Origin of the sequence: Frankia sp. Hr75.2 (genome assembly GCF_949319125.1) — a bacterium.
Taxonomy (GTDB): domain Bacteria; phylum Actinomycetota; class Actinomycetes; order Frankiales; family Frankiaceae; genus Parafrankia; species Parafrankia soli.
Genome location: NZ_CASGGV010000233.1, coordinates 74,964 through 84,152 on the forward strand (window position 1 = coordinate 74,964; position 9,189 = coordinate 84,152).

Annotated in this window: 8 protein-coding genes; 4 read left to right on the forward strand and 4 right to left on the reverse strand. The window is 72.0% G+C overall.

The annotated features are described in order from the left end of the window. Positions 1-23: 23 nt before the first annotated feature. The 3 genes from AC559T_RS17085 to AC559T_RS17095 form a co-directional block, all read right to left on the reverse strand. Positions 24-1,037, reverse strand: a complete 1,014-nt coding sequence (locus AC559T_RS17085; RefSeq protein ID WP_071063235.1) for a LysR family transcriptional regulator — start codon at positions 1,035-1,037, stop codon at positions 24-26. A 227-nt stretch (positions 1,038-1,264) separates the two neighbouring features. Then, complete coding sequence (locus AC559T_RS17090) at positions 1,265-2,560, reverse strand: cytochrome P450 (protein ID WP_498869379.1); 1,296 nt, start codon at positions 2,558-2,560, stop codon at positions 1,265-1,267. Next, on the reverse strand, positions 2,557-3,096 hold the full coding sequence (locus tag AC559T_RS17095; protein WP_071063239.1) for a PaaI family thioesterase: 540 nt from the start codon (positions 3,094-3,096) through the stop codon (positions 2,557-2,559). The genes AC559T_RS17090 and AC559T_RS17095 overlap by 4 nt, the downstream gene beginning before the upstream one ends. A 313-nt stretch (positions 3,097-3,409) precedes the next feature. On the opposite strand from AC559T_RS17095, the gene AC559T_RS17100 reads away from it, so the two are divergent. The 3 genes from AC559T_RS17100 to AC559T_RS17110 all read left to right on the forward strand — a co-directional run bounded on the left by AC559T_RS17100 (position 3,410) and on the right by AC559T_RS17110 (position 6,306). After that, positions 3,410-4,663 (forward strand): cytochrome P450, encoded by a 1,254-nt coding sequence (locus AC559T_RS17100; RefSeq protein WP_112106130.1) that lies wholly within the window; start codon positions 3,410-3,412, stop codon positions 4,661-4,663. Positions 4,664-4,831: 168 nt separating this feature from the next. After that, a complete protein-coding gene (locus tag AC559T_RS17105) occupies positions 4,832-6,118 on the forward strand; it encodes a cytochrome P450 (RefSeq protein ID WP_112106129.1) in 1,287 nt (428 codons plus the stop codon). Beyond that, on the forward strand, positions 6,118-6,306 hold the full coding sequence (locus AC559T_RS17110; protein ID WP_020461461.1) for a ferredoxin: 189 nt from the start codon (positions 6,118-6,120) through the stop codon (positions 6,304-6,306). Before AC559T_RS17105 ends, AC559T_RS17110 begins: the two co-directional genes overlap by 1 nt. Before the next feature lie 67 nt (positions 6,307-6,373). Here AC559T_RS17110 and AC559T_RS17115 read toward each other — a convergent pair whose 3' ends face one another. Beyond that, entirely contained in the window at positions 6,374-7,015 is a 642-nt protein-coding gene (locus tag AC559T_RS17115) for a TetR/AcrR family transcriptional regulator (protein ID WP_112106128.1), read from the reverse strand. Positions 7,016-7,814: 799 nt separating this feature from the next. Between AC559T_RS17115 and AC559T_RS17120 the strand changes: the two genes are divergently transcribed. Further along, on the forward strand, positions 7,815-9,189 hold a 1,375-nt coding region (locus AC559T_RS17120; RefSeq protein ID WP_498869380.1), incomplete at its 3' end, for a beta-ketoacyl [acyl carrier protein] synthase domain-containing protein.

Sequence of the window (9,189 nt, forward strand, 5' to 3'; positions counted from 1 at the left end):
GAAATCCCACTTCGGACCGGGGCCTAGTTCAGGCGATTTCCTGCGACGGTAACGGCGTTTACTGCCGGGCGGACCGGCGCGGGCGCGACCATCGGGATATTCGATCGCCCCCGCTCCCGCACCCAATCGACCTTCTCCTCAGGCGTCTCGGCGGATTCCCAGTCGCCGGCCGCGCTTTCCAGGCTCTCGAGCAGCGTTTCGACCAGCCGGGTGCGCGGCGGACGCCACACGACATGGACGGGCAGGGTCGGAACGGGGTCGACCAGTGGAACCGCCCGCGATCCGGCGATTCCCAGCGCGCGTTCCCGGGACGCGAAGCCGACCACCGGGCGGGTGGTCACCAGCAGCGCGCTCGCCCCCGGGTCGTCGACCTCGGCGACGACCCGCAGCTTGATCCGGGCCCGGTCGGCCGACCGGGAGATCGTGTCGTACAGCGCGGGGCACTGCGCCCGGTGGAACAGCAGGCAGCCCTGCCGTTCCAGCTCGCAGAACGGCACCTGGTCGCGCTCGGCCCACTCGTGGTGCTCGCCGACGACGGCCAGGATGCGGACCCGCAGCACCTCCATCGAGTGCAGGCTCGAGGTCGGCGGCAGGCCGAAGATGAAGCCGACGTCGAGCTCCCCGCTGAGCAGGCTCTTGATCTGCGGCCCGGTCCGCCGCTCCCACAGCCGGGGCTGCAGGCCCGGGTGGGAGTTGTGCAGGCGGGCCAGCGTGGGCGGGAGAATCCGGTGCCCGGCCGGCAGGTTGAACCCGATGTTGATTTTCCCGGCGCGGCCGGCGGCGGTGTCGCGGGTGATTTCGAGGGTGCGGCGCTTCAGCTCGAGGATTCTCTTGGCCTCACCCCGGAAGGCCTGGCCCGCGGGGGTGAGACGGACCTCACGCGAGGTGCGGGCGACCAGTTGCACGCCGACCTCGCGCTCGAGACGGGCGAGATGCTGGCTCAGTGAGGGCTGCGTCAGGTTCAGTCGCCGGGCGGCCCGGCCAAAATGGACTTCTTCGGCGATGGCAAGGAAAGAAACCAGATGTCGAAACTCCACGAACTTCCTCCCTAATCCCCCAATCGGCAAGTATAGCCAGCAGGGGTAACAGGCGATGAAGTCGGAGTAAGGCGCGAGTAATTGTTCGGAATACATGACGCTGCGGGCGGCCACCACCGAGACGGCACAGAACCTTTCACATTGTAACAATCCGGACCTGAAATGTGTTCTGCACCTCAATTCATGGAATTGCCGTATCGCCGGGACCGAAGTGCGGATCAGTCAGATCAGCCGGGTCGGCCGGTGACCCGCACAGGCAGCGACGACATCCCACGGACGACGATGTTCGGCCGGTACGGCGGCGGATCGGCCAGCAGAGTCATCCCGGTCAGGCGGGTGGCGATGCCCCGCAGCGCCTCACCGACCTCGAGCCGGACCAACGGGGCGCCCAGGCAGTAGTGCAGGCCCATCCCGAGGGCGAGATGGCGGCTCACCCGCGCGCCGACCGCGTAGCGGTCGACGAGGAACTCGTCAGGCCGGTCGAAGGCGCGGGGGTCACGGTTGGCCGAGCCGAGCATGCAGATGACGGCCTCGCCGGGGGTGAACGTCCGGCCCGCCACGGTCACCTCCGCCCGGGCGGTGCGCGTGGTCACCTGCGCCGGCGCGTCGAACCGCAGGATCTCCTCCACCGCGGGCAGCGCGAGCCCGGGATCGCGCCGCAGCGCGTCGAGCTGCGCGGGGTCGCGCAGCAGCGCGAGCACCCCGTTGCCGATCAGGTTGACGGTGGTCTCGTGCCCGGCGACCACGAGGATCAGCAGGGTGCCGAGCAGCTCGGTCGTGGTGAGCCGGTCACCCTCGGCGTGCACCTGGGCGAGCGCGCTGATCAGGTCGTCGTGGGGGTCGGCCCGGCGGGCGGTGACGAGCGCGCCGAAGAACTCGCGGAACTCCTCCACGGCGGCGGTCCGCGCGGCGAGCTCGGCCGGTGAGAGCAGGACGTCGGGGTCGAGCCCGCGCGCGATCCCGGCCGACATCCGGCGCACCGCGGGGTGCTCGGAGACGGGCACCCCGAGCAGCTCGCAGATCATGGTCAGCGGCAGCGGGTAGGCGAGCCCCTCGATCAGGTCCAGCTCCCCCGCCGCCAGGGCGTCGTCGATCAGCCCGTCCACGACCTGGCGGGCCAGCGGGCGGGTCGCCTCGATGGTCCGCGGGGTGAACGCCCGGCTCACCAGGCCGCGCAGCCGGGTGTGGTCCGGCGGCTCCATCCACAGGAACGAGCCGGGCAGCTCGACGTCACTGTCCGGGTGGAGCAGCTCCGACTCCTCGGCGTGGCTCCACACCGGGTCGGCGAGGATGGCGGCGCACTCGGCATGGCCGGGGACGAGCATGGTGCCGGCCAGCGGGCCCGGTAGGAAGGTGCCGGCCCGGCGCAGCGTGCCGTACGCGGGATAGGGGTCATGCCGCCACGCCGGATCGAAGGACTCGATCACGGCCTGCGCGAGCGCAGCCTCCGCGTCGGGCGCGCCGCACGCTGCCGCGGGCGCGCCCGCGGCAGCGTGCGGTGTGCTCGTGGCGGGGCCCGTCACGCCGGCCCCGCGGCCGGCTCCGTGCTCGGCCCCGCGGCGGGGCCGGCGACCTCGAACAGCAGGCAGGTGGACGAGCCGTGCGCGACCAGGGCACCGGCCGGGTTGGTGACGCGGGCCTCGACCGTCGCCGTGCGGCGCCCGACGTGGACGGCCGTCGCGACGCAGGTGAGCATGCCGCCGTCCAGCGCGACCGGCCGGATGAAGTTCACCTTCAGCTCCAGCGTCGTGTAAAGCACTCCGGCGGGCAGGCGAGTGTAGACCGCGCTGCCCATCGCGGTGTCCATCAGGGTGCTGATAACCCCGCCGTGCACGGTCATCATCGCGTTCGCCGCGGCCGGCGACGGGGTGAGCGTCCAGGTGGACGAGCCGTCGCCCAGCTCGGCGAGCGTGACGCCGAGGGAGTGGCCGACGCCGATGCCGGCCCGCAGCCCGTGCTCGACGAGATCGGCGAGATCACGCAGGCGCCGGGCCTGATCAGGCGGGTCGGCCGCGACGACGGTGTCGGTGGTGCGGTCCCGGTCCAAGGTTCGGTCCATGGTCGGCGGTCTCCCGGTGCGTCGGTGTCGACCAACGAGTCGTCGCGCTGCATCGTGACCCCGGCCGAGCACGGATGGCGAGCCCCATTGGCATCTCGTATCGATCCATCAGCGACGCCCGGCAGCCGGCGACCGACGGTCCGCGGCCGGCGGTGGACGGTCAGCTGTCGACGGGGCGCAATCGTCCGATTGGACTCGGCACTGGGCGCTGTCTCCCGGCGCCGCCGTCCTGCATCGTGCGTGCCGCGGAGTGAGTGCACCCGTGCGCGCGGGCGCGGCCGCACGCACCGCGCCGACGTAGGAGTGGAGAGCCATGGTCGCCGCCGAGGTCACCGCAGGGGTCGCCGCCGAGTCCGCCCCGGTGGAGTTCACCGCGTTCCATCCGACCCACAAGGCCGATCCGTACGCCGTCTACCAGCGGGTGCGGGAGGCCCGGCCGCTGTGCCCGTTCATGCTCGGCGACATCCCGGTGACGGTGCTCACCCGGTACGCCGACTGCGAGGCGGTGCTGCAGAGCGACGACTGGGTGCACGGCTACGACGCCGGCATCAGCCCGTTCCGGGACGGCGCGGCGAGCGCCCCGCGGTCGTTCCTGCGGATGGACCCGCCGGACCACACCCGGCTGCGCGGGCTGGTCAACAAGGCGTTCACGCCGCGGATCGTCAACCAGATGGCACCGGGCATCCAGGCCCTCGCCGACCGGCTGGTGGACGGCGCGCTGGCCACCGGGAGCCTCGACGTCATCAGCGGGTACGCGGCCCTGATCGCGAGCGCGACCCTCGGTCACCTGCTGGGCGTCCCGGACGACGTCGGCGCGTCGCTGCGCGGCTGGGCGCTGGCCATCGCCCGCGGCACCGACCCCGACAACCTGCTCACCGAGGCCGAGCTCGTCGCACGCCGGCAGGCCACCCAGGATTTCCAGGCCTACTTCGAGGAGCTGATCGCGCAGCGCCGGGCGAACCCCACCGACGACCTGATCAGCCGGATGGCCGCGGCCCGCGACCGCGACGACGCGCTCAGCGAGCTCGAGCTGCTCGGCGTCTCGTCGCTGCTCGTCGTGGCAGGGATGGAGACGTCCATCAACTACGTCGGGTCGGCGGTGCTCTCGCTGCTGCGCCACCCCGACCAGCTGGCGCTCCTGCGCGCGCGGCCGGAGCTGCTCCCCTCCGCCGTCGAGGAGGTGCTGCGCTACGACCCGCCGACGCAGTTCACCATGCGCACCGCGTGCCGGGAGACCGAGCTCGCCGGGCACACGTTCGACCGCGGCGACGGCGTCCTGCTGGTCAGCGCCGCCGCCGGCCGCGACCCGGCGGCGTTCACCGACCCCGACCGGTTCGACATCACCCGCTACCACGGGCCGCGCCCGGCCCGCCGGCACCTGGGCTTCAGCGTCGGCATCCACTTCTGCCTGGGCGCCCCGCTCGCCCGGATCGAGGCGGCGGCGGCCATCGGGGCGCTCGTCCACCGGACGACCGCGCTGGAGCTGGCCGTCGACGAGTCGGAGCTGGTCTACCTGCCCAGCCTCATCCACCGCGCGCTGGCCACACTCCCGGTGCGGGTGCGCTGAGGCGACGGGCGTCCGCCGCACCGTCCCGTCGGGCCTACTACGATCCGTGGCATACCCACCCCAATGGGCCCACCCCAATGGCCGGTACCTAGCCGGACGGGTCGTTTGTCTTGCCCTCACGCCGGTGTAAGACTGGCGCGGAGGACGTCGAAGGGAGCGGCACAGACCGTGAGTGACCTCGAGGCCAAGGACTTCTTCCGTGACGACGAGCTCGTCGCGGATCCGTACCCGTACCTCGACGCGCTGCGGGGCAAGTGCCCCGTGCAGCGAGAGAATCATCACGGTGTGGTGATGGTGACAGGGTACGAGGAAGCGGTGGAGGTTTTCCACGATTCCGCGACTTTCTCCTCGTGCGTCTCGGTGACGGGGCCGTTCCCCGGCTTCCCCGTCCCGCTCGAGGGTGACGACGTCACCGAGCTGATCGAGCGGCACCGCGGTGAGCTGCCGATGAGCGACCAGCTCCCCACGCTCGACCCGCCGACCCACACCGCCCACCGCGCGCTGCTGATGCGGCTGATCACCCCGAAGCGCCTCAAGGAGAACGAGGCGCACATGTGGCGGCTCGTCGACCGGATGATCGAGCCGTACCTGGCCGGCGGCGAGGGCGAGTTCATCACCGGCTTCGCCGGGCCGTTCACCCTGCTGGTGATCGCCGACCTGCTGGGCGTGCCCGAGGAGGACCAGGAGGAGTTCCTCGACCGCCTCCAGCGCCAGCCGCAGGAGAGCGGCATCGGCAGCACCGGCGACGACCACATGGCGCACAACCCGCTGGAGTTCCTCTACAGCAAGTTCACCGAGTACATCGAGGACCGCCGGCGCGAGCCGCGCGAGGACGTCCTCACCGGCCTGGCGCAGGCGACGTTCCCCGACGGGTCGACCCCGGAGGTCATCGACGCGGTCCGGGTGGCGGCGAACCTGTTCTCGGCCGGGCAGGAGACCACCGTCCGCCTGCTCTCCTCGGCGCTGAAGATCCTCGCCGAGGACCGCGAGCTCCAGCAGCTGCTGCGGGCCGAGCCGGAGCGCGTCGGGAACTTCATCGAGGAGACGCTGCGGCTGGAGAGCCCGGTCAAGGGCGACTTCCGCCTCTCCCGGGTGCCGACCACCGTCGGCGGCGTCGACCTGCCCGCCGGCACCACCGTCATGGTCGTCAACGGTGCCGCGAACCGCGACCCGCGCCGCTTCGAGAACCCGAGCGTGTTCGACGTCGCCCGCCCGAACGCCCGCCACCACGTGGCGTTCGGCCGCGGTATCCACACCTGCCCCGGAGCCCCGCTCGCCCGCGCCGAGGCCCGCGCGAGCATCGAGCGGCTGCTCGAGCGCACCACGGACATCCGCATCGCCGAGAGCGTGCACGGCCCCGCGGACGACCGCCGGTACAGCTACCTGCCCACCTTCATCCTGCGTGGGCTGACGCACCTCAACCTTGAGTTCACCCTCGCAGAGAGCAAAATCTGATGAAGGTCACCGTTGACGCCGACGGCTGCTGCGGACACTCCACCTGCTGCACGCTGTGCCCCGAAGTCTTCACCCTCAGCGACGACGGCTACGCGGTGGTCGAGGTCGACGAGGTCCCCGCGGAGTTCGAGAAGGCCGTGCGGGAGGCCGTCGCGAACTGCCCCGAACGGGCCATCACGGCGAGTTGACGTCACCGGCCGGCGACCGCGCCCCGCGGCCGCCGGCCGGGCATCGGCAGGCCCGGTGTCCCCGGCTTCACTCGGCGTCGAGCTCGGAGACGCTCAGGGCCCGGCCGGTCAGTGAGATGCCCGGCCGGGCGCGAAGACCGTCGAGGATGACGCCCTGGGCACGCTCGTAGGCGGCCTCGGCCACCTCGCCAGGCATCTTGTGCGGCCCGCGCAGCAGCAGCGAGAACAGGTGGATGACGTCGCCCGTCCCGACGTCCGGGCGCAGTGAGCCCTCCTCCTGCGCCGCGCGCACGAGGCTGTCGATCAGCGAGGTGAGCTCGTCCCGGATCCGGCGGATCGTCGGGTCCGCCCGGACTGCCGCACCGGTCGCGGACAGGAAGAGGTCCGGCAGGCGCCACGTGAGGCGGAGCTCGCGGGAACCACTCAGACTGCGTACCAGGGCGTCCCAGGCGTGTGTCTCCTCGGCCTCGGCGGCGCGGGCCCTGGCGAGCATCGTCGCCAGGCTGTCCTGGACCACTGCCACGATCAGTGCCCCGCGGTCGGGGAAGTGCCGGTACAGCGTGCCCACGCCGACCCCGGCGAGCCGGGCGATCTCCTCCATGGGGAGATAGGGGCCCTCGTCCACGAAAGCCCCCACCGCCACACAGATGATCTTGTCACGATTGCGGCGCGCGTCGGCCCTGAGTCGGGTCGGGGGTACCGCCGTCATCGCTCGCGGCTCCTCTTCTGGACCGTCCTCGACCAACTCTCTCCAGAAATCGGAAGACTACTCTCCGCTCTATTCAGACGTGCGCGGAGATGAGACGCCCCCGCCCCGTCGGATGCCTCGGGCGCACGGTGGCACCCGAAGGCACGGGGTGACAGCCGGGGTCAGGCCGACGCCCGGGTGGCGGTAGGGCCGTCGTCCCACAAGCCCGTCGGAGCCGAGCCGGTACCGTCCGCCGGGCGCCGGGCGGACGGGCGGACGGGCCACCACCGCCGGTCGAGTGAAACGAAATGCCGTCACGAACAGTGTCCCTCCAGCGCCGGGCGGGGGCGTGAACGCGAACCGCACGGCCGGCGTAAACACGCCCGTCACACCCGTGACATAAAAAGGCGGGACGAACTCCGGCGGCGCCGGGCGAGAGCTAACCAGACGGCGTTCTCCCGGCCGGGCACACCACTTCATCTTTGTTTCCGCCGGGGGGCGGCATAGGGATGGGTAGGGGGCGGGCTAGGGGTTCTCCGGGCGACTGCGCTGAACAATCGTCGGTGAAGCGCCATGCGACGCCAACAGCAGTCTGGAGCGGGTGGGCGCCGGGACCGATGTCCCGCCCGTGTCTCGCCCCCGCCTCCGGCCGGTCACTCCAGTGCCAGCGGGCGAGCGGGCGCATCCGGCAACGATGCCGGCGATCGGCACGCCTCGGGCCGACCACCCCCGCGCACCACCTCGGAACCGCCGTTCTACCGCCACGTGCCTATCGGGCGTCGGTGACAGGTACATATGGGAAGAGCTGGAGTTCGCGACGATGAGTTCGGACGGAAACGGCGCGCTCGAATCAGAGACCTCGGCGGTGGCCGTCATCGGCCTTGCCTGCCGGCTACCCAAGGCCGAGAATCCGGGCGCATTCTGGCGCCTTCTGGAGAACGGCGAGAGCGCCATCACTCCGATTCCCGGGACCCGCGCCTCGATCCTGTCCACCGAAGCGCGCCACGATGCCGCCGCGCGCCCGGCGGGATATCTCGACGCGGTGGACACCTTCGATCCGGAGTTCTTCGGTATCTCCCCCCGCGAGGCCGCCGCGATGGACCCGCAGCAACGCCTCGTCCTCGAACTGAGCTGGGAGGCCCTGGAGGATGCCGGAATCGTCCCGGGGACGCTCGCCGGTACCCGGACCGGGGTGTTCCTCGGCGCGATCGCCCACGACTACGCGACGCTCACCCACCGGCGCGGCCCGGACGCGATCACCCGGCACACGCTGACCGGGCTGAACCACGGGATCCTCGCGAACCGCGTCTCCTACACGCTCGGCCTGCGCGGCCCGAGCCTCACCGTGGACGCGGCCCAGGCGTCCGCACTGGTCGCCGTGCACCTGGCGCTGACGAGCATCCGGCGCGGGGAGACCGACCTGGCGCTGGTGGGCGGAGTCAACCTCAACCTCACGCCGGAGAGCACGCTCACCGTGGAGCGGTTCGGCGCGCTCTCCCCGGACGGGCGCTGCTTCACCTTCGACGCGCGCGCGAACGGGTACGTGCGTGGCGAGGGCGGCGGAATCGTCGTGCTCAAGCCGCTCGCCGACGCCCTGGCCGACGGCGACCCCGTCACGTGCGTGCTGCGCGGCAGCGCCGTGACAAACGACGGCGCGACGGACGCGCTCACCGTGCCCAGCTCCGACGCGCAGCGAGACGCCGTCCGCCGCGCGTTCGCCGACGCCGGCATCGACCCGGCCGCCGCGCAGTACGTGGAGCTGCACGGCACCGGCACGCCGGTCGGCGATCCGCTCGAGGCCGCGGCGCTCGGCGCGGTGCTCGGCGCGGGACGGCCATCCGAGCAGGCGCTCCTGGTCGGCTCGGCCAAGACGAACGTGGGCCATCTCGAGGGGGCGGCCGGCATCGTCGGACTGCTCAAGACCGCCCTGGCGATCCGCCATCGCCGCATCCCGGCGAGCCTCAACTTCGAGCACCCGAACCCTGACATCCCGCTGGCGGAGCTTCGACTGCGGGTGGCGAGCTCCGCCGGCGCGTGGCCACGGCCCGCCGAGGCCCTGGTCGCCGGAGTCAGCTCGTTCGGCGTCGGGGGGACGAACTGCCACGTGGTGCTGACCGAGGCCCCGCCCGGCGCCGAGCCGCCCGCGCCGGGCGCCGGCGTACCGGACGGGCAGGACACGGGCGCCGTGGACGCTC